The organism is Mesorhizobium sp. LSJC285A00, from assembly GCF_000503155.1.
GTDB lineage: Bacteria > Pseudomonadota > Alphaproteobacteria > Rhizobiales > Rhizobiaceae > Mesorhizobium.
Window position 1 is genome coordinate 1 of the sequence record NZ_AYVK01000117.1, and the last position, 412, is coordinate 412.

Annotated in this window: 1 protein-coding gene; it reads right to left on the minus strand. The window is 62.9% G+C overall.

The window, feature by feature from the left end; all coding sequences use genetic code 11:
- Positions 1-412: ABC transporter permease (locus X726_RS0137205; RefSeq protein WP_031215669.1), on the minus strand; the 412-nt coding region annotated here is incomplete at both ends.

A 412-nucleotide genomic window follows, 5' to 3' on the forward strand; every position in this document is an offset into this window, starting at 1 on the left:
GGCGATGTAGCTGGAGATCATCTGGTCTGTCGGCCCGCCGACAAGCGTCGGGGTGATGTAATAGCCGAGCGCGAAGACAAAAACGATCGCCCCGCCGGACAGGATCCCGGGCAGGATCAACGGCAACTGCACGCGGCGCCACGCCGTGGGCCACGGCGCACCCAAGGACAGCGCCGCGCGCATGTAGGTGGTCGGAACCCGCCGCATGACGGCGACGACGGAGAGGACCATCATGGGCAGCAGAACCTGAACCATCGCCAGGTACAGCGAAAAGCGAGTGTAGATGAGGTCGAGGGGTTCGCTGACGATACCCAATCCGAGCAGTGTGGAATTCACGGGGCCGTTCTTCTGCAGCACGATGATCCAGATGACGGTGCGCACCAGCAGCGATGTCCAGAGCGGAAACAGGATC